At 66.9% G+C, this 18,493-nt stretch carries 19 protein-coding genes and 1 tRNA gene; 16 read left to right on the top strand and 4 right to left on the bottom strand.

The window, feature by feature from the left end:
• Nucleotides 1-307: 307 nt before the first annotated feature.
• From petA to ACSAMQ_RS10445, 5 genes are all read left to right on the top strand, one after another.
• Nucleotides 308-928, top strand: coding sequence for a ubiquinol-cytochrome c reductase iron-sulfur subunit (petA, locus tag ACSAMQ_RS10465; protein ID WP_435395589.1), 621 nt, complete (start codon nt 308-310; stop codon nt 926-928).
• Between the two features lie 3 nt (nt 929-931).
• Nucleotides 932-2,191, top strand: coding sequence for a cytochrome b (locus ACSAMQ_RS10460; protein ID WP_435395588.1), 1,260 nt, complete (start codon nt 932-934; stop codon nt 2,189-2,191).
• Nucleotides 2,192-2,228: 37 nt separating this feature from the next.
• Nucleotides 2,229-2,972: a cytochrome c1 gene (locus tag ACSAMQ_RS10455; protein ID WP_435395587.1), complete on the top strand. Its 744-nt coding sequence runs from the start codon at nt 2,229-2,231 to the stop codon at nt 2,970-2,972.
• Nucleotides 2,973-3,145: 173 nt separating this feature from the next.
• Nucleotides 3,146-3,781 carry a glutathione S-transferase N-terminal domain-containing protein gene (locus tag ACSAMQ_RS10450; RefSeq protein ID WP_031370409.1) on the top strand — a complete coding sequence of 212 codons (636 nt, stop codon included), beginning with the start codon at nt 3,146-3,148 and terminating at the stop codon, nt 3,779-3,781.
• 123 nt (nt 3,782-3,904) lie between these two features.
• Nucleotides 3,905-4,396: a ClpXP protease specificity-enhancing factor gene (locus ACSAMQ_RS10445; protein ID WP_435395586.1), complete on the top strand. Its 492-nt coding sequence runs from the start codon at nt 3,905-3,907 to the stop codon at nt 4,394-4,396.
• A 178-nt stretch (nt 4,397-4,574) separates the two neighbouring features.
• Here the strand turns inward: ACSAMQ_RS10445 and ACSAMQ_RS10440 are convergent, their stop codons facing one another.
• The 3 genes from ACSAMQ_RS10440 to ACSAMQ_RS10430 are packed head-to-tail and all read right to left on the bottom strand — an operon-like array spanning nt 4,575 to nt 6,083.
• Nucleotides 4,575-4,898: a DUF3301 domain-containing protein gene (locus ACSAMQ_RS10440; protein ID WP_435395585.1), complete on the bottom strand. Its 324-nt coding sequence runs from the start codon at nt 4,896-4,898 to the stop codon at nt 4,575-4,577.
• Nucleotides 4,899-4,938: 40 nt separating this feature from the next.
• Nucleotides 4,939-5,817, bottom strand: a complete 879-nt coding sequence (gene nadC / locus ACSAMQ_RS10435) for a carboxylating nicotinate-nucleotide diphosphorylase (protein WP_435395584.1) — start codon at nt 5,815-5,817, stop codon at nt 4,939-4,941.
• Nucleotides 5,814-6,083 (bottom strand): Trm112 family protein, encoded by a 270-nt coding sequence (locus ACSAMQ_RS10430; RefSeq protein ID WP_435395583.1) that lies wholly within the window; start codon nt 6,081-6,083, stop codon nt 5,814-5,816. The genes nadC and ACSAMQ_RS10430 overlap by 4 nt, the downstream gene beginning before the upstream one ends.
• 64 nt (nt 6,084-6,147) lie before the next feature.
• Here ACSAMQ_RS10430 and purE point away from each other — a divergent pair, with 64 nt between their 5' ends.
• Nucleotides 6,148-6,666: a 5-(carboxyamino)imidazole ribonucleotide mutase gene (purE, locus tag ACSAMQ_RS10425; RefSeq protein WP_435395582.1), complete on the top strand. Its 519-nt coding sequence runs from the start codon at nt 6,148-6,150 to the stop codon at nt 6,664-6,666.
• Nucleotides 6,663-7,802, top strand: a complete 1,140-nt coding sequence (locus ACSAMQ_RS10420; protein WP_435395581.1) for a 5-(carboxyamino)imidazole ribonucleotide synthase — start codon at nt 6,663-6,665, stop codon at nt 7,800-7,802. The genes purE and ACSAMQ_RS10420 overlap by 4 nt, the downstream gene beginning before the upstream one ends.
• A 105-nt stretch (nt 7,803-7,907) precedes the next feature.
• On the opposite strand, the gene ACSAMQ_RS10415 is transcribed toward ACSAMQ_RS10420, so the two are convergent.
• Nucleotides 7,908-8,486: a superoxide dismutase gene (locus tag ACSAMQ_RS10415; RefSeq protein ID WP_215840090.1), complete on the bottom strand. Its 579-nt coding sequence runs from the start codon at nt 8,484-8,486 to the stop codon at nt 7,908-7,910.
• 190 nt (nt 8,487-8,676) lie between these two features.
• Here ACSAMQ_RS10415 and grxD point away from each other — a divergent pair, with 190 nt between their 5' ends.
• From grxD to ACSAMQ_RS10370, 9 genes are all read left to right on the top strand, one after another.
• Nucleotides 8,677-8,997 carry a Grx4 family monothiol glutaredoxin gene (grxD, locus tag ACSAMQ_RS10410; RefSeq protein ID WP_435395580.1) on the top strand — a complete coding sequence of 107 codons (321 nt, stop codon included), beginning with the start codon at nt 8,677-8,679 and terminating at the stop codon, nt 8,995-8,997.
• Nucleotides 8,994-9,743, top strand: a complete 750-nt coding sequence (locus ACSAMQ_RS10405) for an SDR family NAD(P)-dependent oxidoreductase (protein ID WP_435395579.1) — start codon at nt 8,994-8,996, stop codon at nt 9,741-9,743. The genes grxD and ACSAMQ_RS10405 overlap by 4 nt, the downstream gene beginning before the upstream one ends.
• A 13-nt stretch (nt 9,744-9,756) precedes the next feature.
• A complete protein-coding gene (locus tag ACSAMQ_RS10400; protein ID WP_408953003.1) occupies nt 9,757-10,353 on the top strand; it encodes a YhgN family NAAT transporter in 597 nt (198 codons plus the stop codon).
• A gap of 408 nt (nt 10,354-10,761) precedes the next feature.
• Nucleotides 10,762-13,992: a TonB-dependent receptor gene (locus ACSAMQ_RS10395; RefSeq protein WP_435395578.1), complete on the top strand. Its 3,231-nt coding sequence runs from the start codon at nt 10,762-10,764 to the stop codon at nt 13,990-13,992.
• 200 nt (nt 13,993-14,192) lie between these two features.
• Nucleotides 14,193-15,575, top strand: a complete 1,383-nt coding sequence (gene ppnN / locus ACSAMQ_RS10390) for a nucleotide 5'-monophosphate nucleosidase PpnN (protein WP_435395577.1) — start codon at nt 14,193-14,195, stop codon at nt 15,573-15,575.
• A 59-nt stretch (nt 15,576-15,634) separates the two neighbouring features.
• Nucleotides 15,635-15,711: transfer RNA gene (locus ACSAMQ_RS10385), tRNA-Asn, on the top strand.
• Between the two features lie 537 nt (nt 15,712-16,248).
• Nucleotides 16,249-16,788 (top strand): GspH/FimT family pseudopilin, encoded by a 540-nt coding sequence (locus ACSAMQ_RS10380; protein WP_435395576.1) that lies wholly within the window; start codon nt 16,249-16,251, stop codon nt 16,786-16,788.
• Nucleotides 16,785-17,264: a type IV pilus modification protein PilV gene (gene pilV, locus ACSAMQ_RS10375; protein ID WP_435395575.1), complete on the top strand. Its 480-nt coding sequence runs from the start codon at nt 16,785-16,787 to the stop codon at nt 17,262-17,264. The genes ACSAMQ_RS10380 and pilV overlap by 4 nt, the downstream gene beginning before the upstream one ends.
• Nucleotides 17,261-18,490 (top strand): PilW family protein, encoded by a 1,230-nt coding sequence (locus tag ACSAMQ_RS10370; protein WP_435395574.1) that lies wholly within the window; start codon nt 17,261-17,263, stop codon nt 18,488-18,490. Before pilV ends, ACSAMQ_RS10370 begins: the two co-directional genes overlap by 4 nt.
• Nucleotides 18,491-18,493 lie beyond the last annotated feature (3 nt).

The raw sequence follows: 18,493 nt of genomic DNA, 5'->3' as shown, positions 1-18,493 counted from the left end.
CGCGGCGCCGCGGCGGCGTCCGGAACCGCTCGGAACCGGGCGGCGACGGCGCCCGCACAGTGCCAGCGGCGGCGTCGAGCCGCGTTCCGGCCGCGCTCGAGCCGCATCGGAGCGGGTTCGAGCCGCATCGGGCGCCTCAGGCGTGCGCTGATCCTCGTTCCGCGGTCGTGGCGGATTGTCGGGCGCTTAACGCTTCCGCTACACTTCCCCGTCTTTTGAGCCGCCAGCCTTCCGCCAGTGGTATGTGGTCGCCTTTGGCGCCAGACGGTGCGGCGTAACTTCGAATTGCAGCTTTGCGGAGTGCCGGATGGCCAACCAAGGGGTCAACGATCCTATCAACACGGGCCGACGTCGGTTCCTGACGGCGACCACAGCAGTGGTCGGTGCCGTGGGCGCCGGCTTTGCCGCGGTGCCTTTCATCAAGTCCTGGAACCCCAGCGCGCGCGCCAAGCTCGCCGGCGCTCCGGTGACCGCCGATATCAGCGCCCTCACCGAAGGCCAGCGCCTGGTCATGGAATGGCGCGGTCAGCCGATCTGGATCGTCAAGCGCTCCAAGGCGGTTCTCGACATCCTGCCGACGCTCGACGGGCGCCTGCGCGATCCCAAGTCCGAGAACCCCGACCAGCAGCCGGCCTACGTGCGCGAGAAGAGCCCGGAACTGCGCTCGCTCAAGCCCGAGATCTCGGTGCTGGTGGGCCTGTGCACCCACCTGGGCTGCTCGCCGGAAATGAAGGCCGAGATCCGGCCCGAAGCGTTCGACCCGGAATGGAAGGGCGGCTACTTCTGCCCCTGCCACAAGTCGCGCTTCGACATGGCCGGTCGCGTGTTCGAGGGCGTGCCGGCCCCGACCAACCTGCTGGTGCCTCCGCACTACTACGAAAACGACAACACCATCGTCATCGGTGTTGATCCGAAGGGAGCGGCGTAAGTCATGTCCAACGTCATTACCCGCACCGCCAACAACGTCTTCGATTGGGTCACCGCTCGCGCGCCCGGCATGATGCCGTTCTATCGCAAGCACATGACCGAGTACTACGCGCCGAAGAACTTCAACCTCTGGTACTACTTCGGCTCGCTCGCGCTGCTGGTGCTGGTCAACCAGATCGTCACCGGCATCTTCCTGACGATGCACTTCAAGCCGTCCGCGGCCGAAGCGTTCTCGTCGGTCGAATACATCATGCGCGACGTGGAGTGGGGCTGGCTGATCCGCTACATGCACAGCACCGGCGCATCGCTGTTCTTCATCGTCGTCTACCTGCACATGTTCCGAGGCCTGCTGTACGGCTCGTACCAGAAGCCGCGCGAGCTGGTGTGGATCCTCGGCATGCTGATCTACCTGGTGCTGATGGCCGAAGCCTTCATGGGCTACGTGCTGCCGTGGGGCCAGATGTCGTTCTGGGGCGCCAAGGTCATCATCTCGCTGTTCGGCGCGATCCCGGTGATCGGCAACGGCCTGACCGAGTGGATCATGGGCGACTACCTGCCCGGCGACGCCACCCTCAACCGCTTCTTCGCCCTGCACGTGATCGCGCTGCCGCTGGTGCTGCTGCTGCTGGTCGTGCTGCACCTGGGCGCGCTGCACGAGGTGGGTTCCAACAACCCCGACGGCGTCGACATCAAGAAGGGCCCGAAGGGCAACCGCTGGGATGCCAGCAAGCCGCTCGACAGCATCCCGTTCCACCCGTACTACACGGTCAAGGACCTGGTGGGCGTCGGCTTCTTCCTGATCATCGCCGCGTTCATCATCTTCTTCGCTCCGGCGTTCGGCGGCTGGTTCCTCGAGCACGACAACTTCAGCGAAGCCAATCGCCTGGTCACGCCGGAGCACATCAAGCCGGTCTGGTACTACACGCCGTACTACGCGATGTTGCGGGTGATCCCGCACAAGCTGTCGGGCGTGCTGGTGATGTTCGGCGCGATCGCGGTGCTGTTCCTGGTGCCGTGGCTGGACCGCAGCAAGGTCAAGTCGGTCCGCTTCCGCGGCTGGATGAGCAAGCTCGCGCTGGCGGTGCTGGCGGTGTGCTTCCTGTGGCTCGGCAAGATCGGCGCCGGTCCCGGCACCGACCCGGTCGAGACCATCGTCGGCCGCGTGCTGACCTTCCTGTACTTCGCCTTCTTCATCACCATGCCGCTGTGGACCAAGCTCGACAAGACCAAGCCGGTGCCGGAACGGGTGAAGATGCATGACTAACCTGAGCTCGATTGATCACAGCCGGCCCTTCCATAAGATGCGTATCGTGAAGAAGCTCGCCACCTTTGCCGCCGGCCTGCTCGTGTCGGCGACCGCCTTCGCCTCCGGCGGCGGCGACCTGATGCAGTCGGGTACCGACCTCAACGACCGCGCGTCGTTGCAGCGCGGCGCCCAGCTGTACATGAACTACTGCTCGGGCTGTCATTCGCTGAAGTACCTGCGCTACTCGCGCATCGCCGAGGACCTGGGCCTGACCGAAGCGGAGGTCATGAACAACCTCAACTTCACCGGCGCCAAGTTCGGCGAGCAGATCCAGGTCAACATGACCGCCGAGCACGCCAACCAGTGGTTCGGCAAGATGCCGCCGGACCTCAGCGTGATCTCGCGCGTGCGCGGCAGCGATTGGATCTACACCTACCTGAACTCGTTCTACCTCGACGAGACCCGTCCGCTGGGCTGGAACAACAAGTTGTTCCCGAACGCCTCGATGCCGAACCCGCTGTGGCAGCTGCAGGGTCTGCAGCACGCCGAGTACGGCGAACTCGACAAGGCCACCGGCGAACGTCCGGTGCACGCCCTCAAGATCGCCCAGCCCGGCACGCTCGACGCCGAAGGCTTCAAGACGGCGGCGCGCGATATCACCACATTCCTCGAGTACGCCGGCGAACCGGCCGCGCTCAAGCGCCAGAGTCTGGGCGTTTGGGTGATCCTGTTCCTGGCGTTGTTCACCCTGATCGCGTATCTGTTGAAGACCGAGTACTGGCGCGACGTGGAACATTGATCCGATCCCCGCAGGGAGGCCCGCGCCGCTGAGGCGCGGGCTAGCGCACGACGGCGGCAGGAGCCGGCGTCGCGCGCATGGGGTAGGGGGCAGGCTCGAGGCCGTGACGACTTTCCACAGCGGGTGGAGGGCGTCTTGCGACCGGCGGATTCCGGTAGCTGGAGAGGTCGATGATGGCGGCGAGCCCCCGTATGCGTAATGCCCTGACTCTGTTTTCGTCCACCGACTGCGTGCTGTGCCACCGGGTCCGGCTGGTGCTGGCGGCGAAAGGCGTCACCTACGACCTGATACCGGTCGACCCGCAGAACCCGCCCGAAGACCTGGTCGACCTCAACCCGTACCACTCCGTGCCGACCCTGGTCGAGCGCGACCTGGTCCTGTACGCGGCCAGCGTGGTCAGCGAATACCTCGACGAGCGCTATCCGCACCCGCCGCTGATGCCGGTCGACCCCTTGTCGCGGGCGCGCCTGCGCCTGGCGATGCTGCGCCTCGAACACGACTGGGTGCCGCAGGTGCAGGCCATCCAGATGGGCAACAAGGCCCAGGCCGAAGCCGCGCGCAAGCGCCTGAAGGAACTGCTGACCGCCTCGGTGCCGCTGTTCAAGGCCAGCAAGTTCTTCCTGAACCCCGAAATGAGCCTGGCCGACTGCGCCATGGCGCCGATCATCTGGCGCCTGCCCTCGCTCGACGTGCCGATGCCGAAGGACGGCAAGGCGATCGAGGACTACGGCAACCGCATCTTCCGCAACCCGGGTTTCACCCGCAGCCTGACCGACCAGGAACGCAAGCTGCGCGACATGCCGACCTGAGCCCGGCGCGGCGGCGAGACCGGGCCGCGCCCGAGGCTGCGGCGCGCCGGACTCGCGACGGACGGGGCCGTATCGCACGGGCCGGCCTCGTCGTTCACCTCGCCATGACGCTAAAATGTGCGCATGACCGAAAGCAGTGCTCCGATGACCAGCCACCGCCCCTACCTGTTGCGGGCGTTGTACGAGTGGATCGCCGACAACGGCATGACCCCGCACCTGCTGGTCGACGCGACGCGTCCGTCGGTGCAGGTGCCGGCGCACGCGGTCAAGGACGGCAAGATCGTCCTCAACGTCGCCGCGCGCGCGGTCTCGCACCTGGAGATGGGCAACGACCTGATCCGTTTCAGCGCGCGCTTCGGCGGCGTCAGCCATCCGGTCTCGGTGCCGGTAGGCGCGGTGCTGGCGATCTATGCGCGCGAAACCGGGCAGGGCATGGCCCTGCCGGAGGACGTCGGCATGGAAGAGTCGGCGCTCGACGAGGGCCAGGACGAGGCCGATACGGCGCCGCCGATGCTGAGCTCGGTGCCGAACGACCCGGCGCCGGAAGGCGACGACGACGGCGGCCCGCAGACTCCGAGCCCGCGTCGCGGCGGGCATCTGCGCATCGTCAAGTAAACCGGTTTCTCGGGCAGGAGCGGCGCAAGCCGCGACTGCGCCGATTCGAAAACCGGCGCAGCATCAATTGACCGGTGAACTCGTCATCCCTGCAGGCCATGGCGGTATCGCCGTGGACGAGGCCTCGCGGTCGCGGCTCGCGCCGCTCCTACCCTCCGAATCGTCGTGGTCGGGCCGCTCAATGCAGCTGCGTCGGCGCGCGCGTCACCGGGCCGCTGAAGGCGATCAGGCGTTCGCCGCGCAGGATCAGGCGGCCGACGTGGCGGTCTTCGCCGTCGATCGAATAATCGAAGCGGAAGGTGCGCTCGAACCCGAGCCAGCCGCTCTCGTGGCGGATCAGCTTCAGGCCGATCGCGTGCACGCTCTGGTCCAGCCACTGCACGCCGGCCTTGAGGCAGGCGTCGCGCCCGACCGCCTCGGCGCGCTCGGCGGCGGCGCGCCCGGCGCTCCAGAACGAGAACGCGGCGGCGCCGAAGATCATCAACAGGATCAGGGTAGGCATGACAGGGTTCTGGCGACGATCGGGCGCAAAGCCAAGGGGGTCAGCCCGGCGGCGGCCCGAGTTTCAGCGAAAGATCGATGGCGCGCACATGTTTGGTCAGCGCGCCGATGGAAATGCAGTCCACGCCGTCTTCGGCGATCGCGCGCAGGCCGGCCAGGTCGACGCCGCCGGAGACTTCCAGCGGAATGCGTCCTTGGTACGGGGCGTCGCGGGCGATGCGCACGGCTTCGCGCCGGGTCGGCGCGTCGAAGTCGTCGATCAGGATGCGGTCGCAGCCGGCGTCGAGCGCCTCGCGCAACTGCTCCAGAGATTCGACTTCGACGATCAGCGGCAGCTGCGGGTGCCTGGCGCGGGCGCCGGCGATCGCCGCGCCGATCGAGCCGGCCGCGCGGACGTGGTTTTCCTTGAGCATGACCGTGTCGTACAGGCCGATGCGGTGGTTGGTCCCGCCGCCGACGCGCACCGCGTATTTCTGCGCCAGGCGCAGGCCGGGCAGGGTCTTGCGGGTGTCGAGGATGCGGGTGCCGGTGCCGCGCACCGCCTCGACGTAGCTCGCGGTGACCGTGGCGGTGCCCGACAGGGTCTGCATGAAATTGAGCGAGGCGCGCTCGGCGCTGACCAGGGCGCGGGCGCGGCCGTGCAGCAGGGCGAGCACCGTGCCTTTGCCGACCCGGTCGCCTTCGGCCACGCGCCAGTCGATGCGCACGTCGGGGTCGAGGGCGCGATGGCAGGCCTCGAACCAGGGGCGGCCGCAGACGACGGCGTCTTCCTTGCACAGCAGATAGGCGCTGTCGGCGATGTCGGGCAACAGGTCGGCGGTGACGTCGCCGCTGCCGAGGTCCTCGGCCAGGGCGTCGGCGACGTCGGCCTCGATTTCGGCGGCCGGCGGCGGGCTGAGGTCGCGGGCGGGCGCGCTCATGCGGCCGGGAAGCCTTCGACCTGGGCCGCGGCGATGGCGTTTTCGGCGTCGAGCAGCGGAATGCCGTCGTCGACGATGTAGACGATCTTGCGGTCGCGGGTCACCAGGGCCTCGCGCAGCGGCTCGGACTGGGCGTCGCCGCTGCCGCGGACGATGCCGCCGGCGCCGATGGCGGCGTTCAGGGCCTGCAGGCCGCGGCTCTCCAGGGGGAGCAGGGGCTGGCGCGTGGAGGGGCAGACGAGCAGGTCGAGCAGTTTGCGATCCATACGGTGCGGTGCCGATACGACGGGACAGGGCGTTAGAATACGTCTTTGCGCCAAGGCACGCCCCATGTCTCCAGCTTCCGCAACGCCCGTCACCCCTCCTGCGCTCGTCGGCATCGTCATGGGCTCGCGCTCTGACTGGGAAACGATGCAGCACGCTGCCGCCAAGCTGGAAGCGCTCGGCGTTCCGCACGAGGTCCGGGTGGTATCGGCGCACCGCACGCCCGACGTGTTGTTCGAGTACGCCGATACGGCGGCGGCGCGCGGCCTGCGCGCGATCATCGCCGGCGCCGGCGGCGCGGCGCATCTGCCGGGCATGCTGGCGGCCAAGACCGCGGTGCCGGTGCTCGGCGTGCCGGTGCAGTCCAAGGCCCTCAACGGCATGGATTCGCTGCTGTCGATCGTGCAGATGCCGGCCGGCATTCCGGTGGCGACCTTCGCCATCGGCAACGCCGGCGCCGCCAACGCGGCCCTGTTCGCCGCGGCGTTGCTGTCGCCCGAGTACCCGGCGATCGGCGCGGCGCTGAGCGCGTTCCGCGCCCGCCAGACCGACGACGTGCTCGCCAACGACGATCCGCGCCGATGACCACCGTCGGCATTCTCGGCGGCGGGCAACTGGCCCGCATGCTCGCGCTGTCCGGCGCGCCCCTGGGCTTGCGCTTCCTGGTGCTCGACAGCGCCTCCGACGCCTGTGCCGGCCAGTTCGCGCCGATGGTGGTCGGCGATTACACCGACCAGCCCGCGCTCGACGAATTCGCCTCGAAGATCGATGTCGCCACCTTCGATTTCGAGAACGTGCCGGCCGAATCCGCGCACTGGCTGGCCGAACGCCGGCCGGTGTTCCCGAGCCCGCGCGCGCTCGCCGTCGCCCAGGACCGCCTGGCCGAAAAGACCCTGTTCCGCGAGCTCGACATCCCCGTGCCGGATTTCGCCGCGATCGATACCCGCGCCGCGCTCGACGAGGCGATCGCGACCATCGGCACGCCGTGCATCCTCAAGACCCGGCGCCTGGGTTACGACGGCAAAGGGCAGTTCCGGATCAAGACGCCGGCCGATGCCGACGCCGCCTGGGCCGCGCTCGGCCCGCAGGCCGACAAAGTCGGGCTGATTCTCGAAGGGTTCGTGCGTTTCGAGCGCGAGTTGTCGGTGGTCGCGGTGCGCGGCCGCGACGGCGAATTCCGTGCCTGGCCGATCACCGAAAACTGGCATGTCGATGGCGTGCTGTCGGCCAGCCTGGCGCCGGCGCGCACCGACGAGGCGCTTGCCGCGACCGCGATCTCGTACGCGCGCAAGCTCGCCGAGGCGCTCGACTATGTCGGCGTGTTCGCGCTCGAGCTGTTCTGCCGCGACGGCGCGCTGCTCGCCAACGAATTGGCGCCGCGCGTGCACAACTCCGGGCACTGGACCATCGAAGGCAGCGAGACCTCGCAGTTCCAGAATCACCTGCGCGCGGTGCTCGGCCTGCCCTTGGGCGATACCCGCATGCTCGGCGTGGCCTGCATGCTCAACTGGATCGGCGCCATGCCCGAGGCCGGCCCGGTGCTCGGCGAAGCCGGCGGCCATTGGCACGATTACGGCAAGTCCTCGCGAGAGGGCCGCAAGGTCGGCCACGCGACCCTGCGCGCCGACACCGCCGCCGAACTCGCCCAAGCCTTGCAGCGGGTCGGCGAGGCGCTCGGGCGGCAGGACCAGGTGGCGCCGGTGATCGAGCGGCTGGCCTGAGCGCCTAGTCTCAAGCGGGCCCGGTCCGGGCGAACCAACGAAAACGGCCGGGTTTCCCCGGCCGTTTGGGTATCGCGATGAGGCTTGCGCTTACTCCAGGCCCGCTTACTTCAGGTTCGAAGCGACGAAGTCCCAGTTGACCAGGTTCCAGAACGCCTCGACGTACTTCGGACGGGCGTTGCGGTAGTCGATGTAGTAGGCGTGTTCCCAGACGTCGCAGGTCAGCAGGGCGGTGTCTTCGCCGGTCAGCGGAGTTGCTGCGTTGGGCGTGCTGACCAGGGCCAGCGAGCCGTCCGGACGCTGCACCAGCCAGCCCCAGCCGGAGCCGAAGGTGCCGACGGCGGTCTTGGTGAACTCTTCCTTGAATTTGGCGAAATCGCCGAAGGCCTTGTTGATCAGCTCGGCCAGCTTGCCGGTCGGCTCGCCGCCGCCCTTGGGGGACAGGCAGTTCCAGTAGAAGGTGTGGTTCCAGATCTGCGCGGCGTTGTTGAACATGCCGCCCTGCGACTTCTTGATGATCTCTTCCAGCGACAGCGAGGCGAACTCGGTGCCCTCGATCATCTTGTTGAGATTGTCGACGTAGGCCTTGTGGTGCTTGCCGTAATGGAAGTCGATGGTCTCGGCGGAGATGGTGGGCTCGAGCGCGGTGCGGTCGTAGGGCAGGGCGGGCAATTCGATGGCCATTGGCGGGCTCCTTGCAGAATTCGGGGGGCTGGCTAGCAGGGACGCCGCCGGCGGCAGTCCGTTCCGGGCCGAAACCTGGCCGGAAAGGACGCGTCGGCGGCGCCGTGTAGGCTTACAATTCATATTCTATCCCCACGTTTCGTTGCTGAACCGTCAAAGTCGGCAACAAACCATCGCAGGAGCAGTACCCATGTCCGTTATGGAACGGATCCAGGCCGAAGTCGAAGCCCACCCGATCGTGTTGTTCATGAAGGGCACCGCGCAGTTCCCGATGTGCGGGTTCTCCAGCCGCGCCGTGCAGGCGCTCAAGGCCGCCGGCGCGACCGCGCTGCATACGGTCAATGTGCTCGAAGACCCGGAAGTGCGCGCCAATCTGCCGCGTTATTCCAACTGGCCGACCTTCCCGCAGCTCTTCATCCACGGCGAGCTGATCGGCGGTTGCGACATCACCATGGAGCTGTACGAGTCCGGCGAGCTGGCGCGCATGATCAGCGAGACCCAGGCGCAGTGAGTTCGACGGCAGCCACGACGGCGACGACGCAGCCGGCCCTGGCCGGCCGCGTCGTGCTGGTGACCGGGGCGGCCGGCGGACTCGGCGCGGCCGCGGCCGCCGCCTGCGCGAGCGCGGGGGCGACCCTGGTGCTGCTCGGGCGCAAGCTGCCGAAGTTGAACCGGGTCTACGACGCGGTCGCCCAGCTCGGCCCGGAGCCCCTGTTGTATCCGCTCGACCTGGAAGGCGCCCAGCCCGACGACTACGCCGAGATGGCCGCGCGCATCGAAAGCGAGCTCGGCCGCCTCGACGGCGTACTGCATTGCGCCGCCGATTTCCCCGGCCTGACCCCGCTGGCGCAGACCGACCCGGCCGCGTTCGCGCGCGCCGTGCACGTCAACCTGACCGCGCCCTGGTGGCTGTCGCAGGCCTGCCTGCCGCTGATGGCCAAGTCGGCCGACGCGGCGCTGGTGTTCGCGCTCGACGACCCGCAACGGGTCGGCCAGGCCTATTGGGGCGGCTACGGCGCCGCCCAGCACGGCTTGGCCGCGCTGGTCGGCATGCTGCATGCCGAGCTGGCCAATTCGAGCATCCGCGTCAGCGGCCTGCGTCCGGGGCCGATGCGCACCGGGCTGCGTTCGCGCGCCTATGTCGAAGACAGCGACCGCAGCGCCCGCGACCCCGCCGCCTATGCCCCGGCCTGCGTGACCTTGCTGGCGCCGGAAGGCGCCGTGCATCGCGGCCAGGTGTGGGCACCGGCGCCATGACGGCTGCCCGCCCATGACGATCGCCTCGGCCGCGCTGCTGCTGTTCATCATTCTCGACCCGCTCGGGAACATCCCGGTGTTCCTGAGCCTGCTGCGCGGGCTGCCGCCCAAGCGCCAGCGGATCGTGCTCGCGCGTGAGCTGCTGATCGCGCTCGGCGTGCTGATGCTGTTCCTGTGGGGCGGCAAATACGCCCTGGAGTTGATGCACCTGCGCCAGGAGTCGGTCTCGATCGCCGGCGGCATCGTCCTGTTCCTGATCGGCATCCGCATGATCTTCCCGCCGCCGGAAGGGCTGATGGGCGAGCTGCCCGACGGCGAGCCCTTCATCGTGCCGATGGCGATCCCGCTGGTGGCCGGCCCCTCGGGCATGGCCGCGGTGATGCTGATGGGCAGCAATGACCCCTCGCGCCTGACCGACTGGAGCCTGGCGCTGCTGATCGCCTGGGGCGCGACCGCCGCGATCCTGTTCTCGGCCACCTTGCTGTACAAGCTGCTCGGCCGCCGCGCCCTGATCGCGATCGAGCGCCTGATGGGCATGCTGCTGGTGGCGATTTCGGTGCAGATGGTCCTCGATGGCCTGGGGACTTATTTGCAGATTTCGCCGCCCTGAGGGCTGGACTTGGTAGTCCGAGTAGTGAGTAACGAGTGACAAGGCGGGGCTAGACAGCTGCCAGGCGGACCTGCCCGGGTTGAGGGACTGCCCTAGGGGCGCGCCCCGCCTCCCTGCCGACAGATTCCAACTCTTTCCTGGTTTTTCTCACCTCTCGTTCCCCCTTCTCCCAGTCTGCGCGGAAGTTTGCCGGACGTGCCCGTTCAGCTTTGACCCCGGTCACCGTGTGACAAGCCATGAACGGCGTCACGTCTCTGTCACACCTCCCCCCTAGCCTGTTAAACTGCTGTTAACCCAGCGGCCACGCGCCGTTTGGGTAGGGGCTAGCCAACCACTTAGAGCACGGCAGCGGCGCAGAGCCGCGCCTGCTCGACTCCGCCACGCATTCCACATCCCGAGGTCACCGTAATGACTCATCCGAACCGCGTCCGGTTGTCCAAGCTCACGCTTGGCCTGCTTGCCGTTCTCGCCACCGCGCCGGTCTTCGCGCAGAGCACTTCCGCAGGCCTCGCCGGCCGCGTCCTCGGCGCCGACGGCCAGCCGGTCGCGGGTGCCGAAGTCACCATCACCCACTCCGAGTCGGGCACGGTCAGCCGCGCCACGACCGGCGCCGACGGCCGCTACAACGCGCGCGGTCTGCGCGTCGGCGGTCCGTACACGGTCGTCATCAACAAGGAAGGCTCCGGCACCGCCAGCCAGGACGGCGTGTTCCTGAACCTGGACAAGGTCAACGAAGTCGACGTCGCATTGAACAACCAGGTCACGACCCTGGATGCCGTGCAGGCCGTCGCCGCCCTCGGTTCGGAAGTGTTCTCTTCCAACAAGATGGGCGCCGGCTCGATCCTCACCCGCGATCAGCTGGAGTCGATGCCGACGATCAACCGCAACCTGCAGGACTTCGTCCGCCTCGACCCGCGCGTCGTCGTCACCGACAAGTCGCGCAACGAAATCTCGGTCGGCGGCCAGAACCCGCGCTACAACGTGATCCGCGTCGACGGCATCAGCACCAACGACTCGTTCGGTCTCGGCGGCAACGGCCTGCCGACCCCGCGCCAGCCGTTCTCGATGGACGTGATCGACGAAGTGGCCGTTGACGTCGCCAACTACGACGTCACCATCTCCGGCGGCACCGGCGGCGTGATCAATGCCGTCACCAAGTCGGGCACCAACGAGTTCCACGGTTCGGTCTACGGCGTTTACCGCGACAACGACTGGTCGGGCAAGAACCAGAACGACGTGCGCCCGCAGCTGTTCGACAGCGAAAGCACCTTCGGCGCCACCTTCGGCGGCCCTCTGGTCAAGGACCGTCTGTTCTTCTTCGCCAACTACGAGAAGTACACGGGCAAGGAAGTGTTCACCGGCAACTCCAGCTTCGGTCCTGCGGGCTCGGGCGCCAACAACATCGTCAACATCACCCAGGCGCAGATCGACGAGGTCATCTCGGCTTCGCAGACCCTGTACGGCTTCGACCCGGGCAGCCTGGCGCTGCCGGCGCTGGATACCGATACCGAAGAGTACGGCATCAAGTTCGACTGGAACATCAGCGACAAGCACCGCGCCAACTTCCGCTACGCCAAGAGTGAGCAGAGCACCGCGTTCCTGCAGGGCTTCGGCACCAATTCGCTGGCGCTGAACTCCTACCACTATGTCAACGACTTCGAGTTCAAGACCTACACGGCGCAGTTGTTCAGCGACTGGACCGACGTCTTCTCGACCGAAGCCAAGGTCTCGTACCGCGACTACTCGGCCGTGCGCAGCCCGCGCTTCGACCTGCCGGCGATCGCCGTGCGCTTCGGCAGCAACACGCTGAATCTGGGCACCGAAGAGAACACCCACGTCAACGTCCTCGAGACCAAGACCTGGAACGGTTTCTTCGCCGGTAATCTGTTCCTCGGCGACCACACCGTCAAGTTCGGCGTCGACTACGAGTCCAACGAGGTCTACAACCTGTTCGGCCGCCGCGTCAACGGCGTGTACACCTTCAACAGCGTCGCCGACTACCGTGCCGGCCGCTCCAGCCGCTACCAGCTGTTCTATCCGCGCGGCGGCGACCTCGACAACATGGCGGCGACCTTCACCCAGAAGAACGTCGGCGTGTTCCTGCAGGACACCTGGGCGGTCAACGACAAGCTGAGCCTGACCTTTGGTCTGCGCTACGACCGCGCCATGGTCGACGACCGTCCGGTCTTCAACCCGGCTGCCTCGGCCTTGTTCGGCACGCGCAACGACAACAACATCGACGGCACCGACCTGATCGCGCCGCGCTTCGGCTTCAACTACACCTTCGACAGCGAGCGCCCGACCCAGCTGCGCGGCGGTATCGGCCTGTTCCGCGGCGGCACCCCGACCGTGTGGCTCGCCAATCCGTATTCGAACAACGGCGTGTCGTACACCGACTACGTGTTCACCAACGGCATCAACGGCTTCAGCCCGAACCCGGACGCTCAGCTCGGCCTGGTCAACGCCGCCGGCGGCGCCGCCGGTGCGACCCAGTCGGTCGACTTCATCGAAAAGGACATGAGCCTGCCGTCGGTGTGGAAGGCCAACCTGGCGTTCGATACCGAGCTGCCGTGGTACGGCATCGTCGCCGCCGCCGAAGCGGTGGTGACCTCGGTCAACGACGCGCTGTACTACCAGCAGCTCAACCTGGGCGGCGTCACCAAGGTCGGCCAGGACGGCCGCAACATCTATTGGGACCCGAACGGCCTGGCCGCGGCCAGCTGGAACGCCGACGGCACCGCCTGCCTGCGCGAAACCGGCCTGAACGGTTCGGCCTGCACCAACAGCCGCACCAATGCCCGCGCCCTGCGTGCGACCGCGTATAACGACGCGATCATCGCCCGCCAGACCGGCAAGGGCGAAAGCCAGCAGTTCACCCTGTCGTTGAACAAGCCGTTCAACAACAGCGACTGGAGCTGGAGCGTCGCCTACACCTACACCCACGCCGACGAAGTCAGCCCGCTGACCAGCTCGACCTCGAGCTCGCAGCTCGGCAACGTCGCGGTGTTCCAGGCCAACGAAGAAGTTAGCGCGCGTTCCAGCTACGAAGTCCGCGACCGCTTCACCGCTTCGCTGAACTGGAAGCACGCCTTCTTCGGCGACAACAACACGATCGTCTCGCTGTTCTACGAAGGCCGTTCGGGCCGCCCGTACAGCTATGCGTTCGACAACGACGCCAACGGCGACGGCCGCTTCAACGACCTGATGTACATCCCGAAGGGCCCGGGCGACGTGCTGTTCCGCAACGCCGCCGAAGAGGCCGCGTTCTGGCAGTTCTACAACAGCGACGAGTACCTGCGCAGCCACGGTGGCCAGGTCGCTCAGCGCAACGCGGTGCGCGGCAAGTGGGTCAACCAGTTCGACCTGCACATCGCCCAGGAATTCCCGGGCTTCTGGGAAGGCCACAAGGCTGAGCTCGCGCTCGACATCCTCAACGTCGGCAACCTGTTGAACAAGGATTGGGGACAGATCGAAGAAGTCGCGTTCCCGGGCATGCGCGGTATCGTCGATTACGGCGGTATCGACCCGGCGACCGGCAAGTACATCTACCGCTTCACCAAGCCCGATCCGGAACAGATCTACGACGAGAAGGGCATCTCGCGCTGGGCGGCTCAGCTGAGCTTCCACTACCGCTTCTGATTCTTGCGGTATCTGGCGACAACGGAACGGCCGGGGGCGACCCCGGCCGTTTCTTTTTTATGGGGCCGCTGCATACGTGGCCGGGCAGGGTGGGGCGGCACGGCCGCGGACCGGTCCGGCGGCGGGCGGCCGCCGCAGCCCAACGCCGAACTGCTAGAGTCCTGTCCCACTAATCGATGAAAACAGCAGAGAAAAACGCAATGACCGCACCCCCCATAGCGGCCGTCCTGCCGACGGTCAACGCCCGCATCTATCCCAAGGGCGGGCTCGATGTCCTGTCCCGCGACGAAGTGGCGCGCCTGCGCGACGCCTCGACCGGCATGCACGACCTGCTGCGCCGCTGCGCCCTGGCCGTGCTGACCAGCGGCAGCGCCTCCGACGACCCACGCGCCGCGCGCGAGCTGTATCCCGATTTCGATATCGAAGTGCACCAGCAGGACCGCGGCGTGCGCATCGACCTGCGCCACGCGCCGGCGATGGCCTTCGTCGACGGCGAGATCATCCGCGGCGTCGCCGAATTGCTGTTTGCGGTGGTCCGCGACCTGGCCTATACCGCGATGGAGCTCGACAAGGGCGGCGGCCGCGACCTCGACAGCAGCGAGGGCCTCACCGATTCGGTGTTCGGGCTGCTGCGCAACGCGCGCATCCTGCACCCGGCCGATCCGAACCTGGTCGTGTGCTGGGGCGGCCACTCGATCTCGCGCGACGAATACATCTACACCAAGCAGGTCGGCTACGAGCTCGGCCTGCGCGGCCTGGACATCTGCACTGGCTGCGGCCCGGGCGCGATGAAGGGACCGATGAAGGGCGCGACCATCGCCCACGCCAAGCAGCGCAAGCGCCGCGTGCGCTACATCGGCATCACCGAGCCGGGCATCATCGCCGCCGAGTCGCCGAACCCGATCGTCAACCACCTGGTGATCATGCCGGACATCGAGAAGCGCCTGGAGGCCTTCGTCCGCATGGGCCACGGCATCATCGTGTTCCCGGGCGGCGTCGGCACGGCCGAGGAAATCCTGTACCTGCTGGGCATCTTGCTGCGCGAGGAAAACGCCGGGCTGCCGTTCCCGCTGATCCTGACCGGCCCGACCGCCTCGGCGCCGTATTTCGAGCAGATCGACCGTTTCCTGCGCCTGACCCTGGGCGAGGCGGCGACCTCGCGCTACGAGATCATCGTCGGCGATCCCGAGCACGTGGCCAAGCGCATGGCCGCGGGCATCCGCCGGGTCCGCGAGAACCGCATCGAGCACAAGGATTCGTTCTTCTTCAACTGGTCGATCGACATCCCGCTGACCTTCCAAAAGCCGTTCATCCCGACCCACGAGGCGATGGCGGCGCTGGACCTGCACCACGGCCGCAAGCCGCACGAATTGGCGGCCGACCTGCGCCGGGCGTTCTCGGGCATCGTCGCCGGCAACGTCAAGGAAGACGGCATGCGCCGGATCGAGGAATTCGGTCCGTTCGAGATCCACGGCGACCCGGACATGATGCAGTCGCTGGACGCCCTGCTGCGGGCCTTCGTCGAGCAGCGCCGGATGAAGATCGCCGGCGAATACCGCCCCTGCTACCGCGTCGTGACCTGAGCGAATTTCGCGCCGAAGTGTTGACGAAGGGCGGGGCATTGAGCATCATATGCAGCCCCGCCCGAATAGCTCAGCCGGTTAGAGCACTTGACTGTTAATCAGGGGGTCGTTGGTTCGAGTCCAACTTCGGGCGCCAAATACCGGAAGGCCTCGCAGAAATGCGAGGCCTTTTTTGTTGTCCTGCTTTTCCGTGCGTTCTCCGGGAGGCCGGGGCGTTCGGCGAATCCGCCGACGCGTGCAGCGTAGCCATGGTTGTCCCGCGACGATCGCGGCCGCAACGAACGTGAATGGACGCGCACGCATCGATGCCCGCTGGGCGGCGGATGGCGGCGTGCGAAATCGCCAGGCCATGAGCGGATTCGTCGGCGAAGCCGGCCTTCGCCGCAGGGCCTGAGTGGCCGCTCCGGTTGCCCGTGGGGCAGGCTGAAGCCGCTGGCCCGCGCGCAAACGGCCAAGCCGCATTGCCGTCCGCGGCGCGCCGGCCAAGCCGGCCGGTGCGACCGGATTTCGCGCACGGCCCGCCGGGAAGCCGATCGCCGCGTGACGCAGGTCGGGATATTTCCGGCCCCGAAACCATTGGCCAACCCAGCCCGACCGCTCGTCGGTAGTGTGCCATTTGGGGCCAGGCGCCACTGTTAGCATCCTGCATGTCCTCTGGGGAAGAGAACCGCTCATGCCAATGCGTCGGGCTGCCGGCTTCACACTGATCGAGCTCATGGTCACGATCGGGATCGCTGCGATCCTGCTGGCCCTGGCCCTGCCTACCTTCACCGAATCGATCCGCTCCAACCGGGTGTCGACGGCGACCAACCAGATGCTGGCGACGATCAACCTCGCCCGTGCCGAGGCGGTGCGCAGCAAAAGCCAGTCCTGGGTTTGCCCGAGCAACACGGACAGAACCGATTGCGGCATCAACTGGGCCCACGGCATGTTGGTGTGGACCGACGAGAACGGCAGTGGCACGCGGACGCCCGCCGAAATCAAACGCGTGATCGAGCCGCAGGAAGGAATCGCTCTCACCATGGGCAACATCAGCGCGATCGGTTTCGACGACCGCGGGCGTGCCATCGAAAAGCTGCCGACCGGCGTCGCCGTCGCCAATTTCAATTTCTCGATGCAGGCGGCCACCTGCAAGGCCGGCGCCGCCAATGTCCGCGCCTTCGACATCAACCGTATCGGCCGCGTCAGCGTGACCAGGGAGAACTGCCCATGAGCCGTCGACTTTCCCGCGGCGTGCCATCACTGAGAACGCAACGCGGTCTCAGCCTGATCGAGGTGCTGATGGCCGTGCTGGTGCTGGGGTTGGGGCTGCTCGGCCTGGCGATGTTACAGACGACCAATCTGCGTCTGTCGCAGAGCGCCAACCAACGCACCATAGCCACCAATCTGTCCAGCGATCTGCTCGACGACATTCGTTCGAACCGCCTGCTGGCGGCCAAGTACTCCGGCACCTATCTGGCCTCGTCGGCGACCGCGAACGCGAGTTGCGCGAGGATCAACAAGGTCACGCCGGACGACCGCAAGGCGGCATTCACCTGCCGGTTGCGCGAGGCCCTGGGCGAGAGTGGGAAAGCGGTAGTTGAGGTCAACCCCGACAAGACCGTCAGCATCGTTATCACCTGGGACGACGACAAGCGTTGGAGGGTTGGGGCTACGGGAACCGAATTCGAGATGAGGAGCGCGCTGTGAGCCGTCGACCGCAACTGGGTTTGTCGCTGATCGAGCTGATGGTGGCTTTGTTGTTGAGCGGCCTGCTGATGCTCGGTCTGGTGGAGATATTCTCGGCTTCCCGCGCCTCCTATCAGATGGCGCAAGGACTCGCCCGCGCCCAGGAGAGCTCGCGCTTCGCGATCGATGCGCTCCAGCGCGATGCGCGCATGAGCGGTCATTTTGGCTGTGTATCCGACCAGGCCCATTTCTATGCCGGCAACGGCATGTTCGGGGAGCTGTTCCTGGGCAATCGGAATAACTATTCGGACGTCCCCACCGATCGCTTGGCGCTGCGTTTCGACTACTCGGTACGCGGGTACGAAGCACGCAACACCGGACCCGCGGACACCTTGAATTTATCGGGAAAGCCGGTCAAAGGCACCGCCGGCGACTGGGTGCCAGCCGTGGAGAACGAGTTCTTCGGTGCCTTGAAGCCAGAGCCGATTCGTGGCAGCGATATCCTCGTGCTGCGTTTTCTGTCGCCGGAAAGCGCCGAAGTTACCGGCTTCACTACCGGCAATCCGGCGACGATCCGCGTCAATCCGGCGCAGTGGGGCGTGCTGACGCGGGGCGTGGATAACCCGGGCTTGTTCGGCATTGCCGACTGCCGCTCGGTCGTGATGTTCCAGGCCAATGCGATCGCCGACGTCGGCGGCGCCAAGGTCGTGACTGTGCGCACCGCCGGCGTCAATCGGATTGGGTTCGACGGTTCGGATACGTTCGCGTCGGGTCAGGCCCGTATCTATCGCGCCGAGACCCTCGTTTACTACGTCGGGCTGAAGCCTCGCCCCGGCGGTGTGGAGGAACCGACCTTATACCGTGCCCGCTTCAACGCGGCCCCCGGCACCGCGGCAGTAACGCTGATCGGCGGTACCGCCGAAGAAGTCGTCGAAAGCGTTGAGAACATGCAGTTGCTGTTCGCGCAAGACATGGTCACCGACCCGGCGCAGCCGCCGACAGGCGTCATCGACGGTATCCGCACGGCGGCGACCCTGCTGCCGACCAACGACAGCACCGGCGGCTGGCAGCGTGTCGGCGGCATGCAGGTCGGACTGCTAATACGCAGCACCGATGCGGCCTCCGCCCAGCAGCGCACCAATGCGCCGCGTTCGCTCGGCACCCTACTGACGTTGCCCAACGACCAGCGCTATCGCAGCGTGTATGAAACCAGTATCGCCTTGCGTAATCGGCTGTACGGAAACTGAGGC

The sequence above is a fragment of the Lysobacter sp. 1R34A genome (genome assembly GCF_051217035.1).
GTDB lineage: Bacteria > Pseudomonadota > Gammaproteobacteria > Xanthomonadales > Xanthomonadaceae > Lysobacter.
Note: the sequence above shows the minus strand (reverse complement) of the source record. Positions and strands in the feature narration are given on the sequence as shown.